Origin of the sequence: Pseudomonas sp. SIMBA_068 (genome assembly GCF_046534705.1) — a bacterium.
In the GTDB taxonomy this organism is placed as follows: Bacteria; Pseudomonadota; Gammaproteobacteria; order Pseudomonadales; family Pseudomonadaceae; genus Aquipseudomonas; species Aquipseudomonas putida.
On record NZ_JAWRYI010001635.1, the window covers coordinates 1 to 237 of the forward strand.

Genomic DNA, 237 nt, shown 5'->3' on the forward strand with positions numbered 1-237 from the left:
GATGTACCTGAGTAATGCCTTGCAGGTAGTCGTCACCCAGGTGCGGGCCAGTCACTTCGGCCGGGCGCAGGAAGGGCATGGCCAGGCACCAGGCGGCGACCTTGCCACGGCCATTGGTCAGTGGAATCAACAGGCGCTCGGCATCCAGCTGGCCTTCGTCCAGCCAATGCACACGGCCCAGCGCATGGGTACGCAGGCGGCGCATCAACGCGGCGGGCAACTCGATGCGCGAGCCCG

1 pseudogene is annotated in these 237 nt (G+C 66.7%); it reads right to left on the reverse strand.

What is annotated here, in order from left to right:
* Positions 1-237, reverse strand: a pseudogene (locus SB756_RS35275) (exonuclease SbcCD subunit D); the annotation flags it as partial.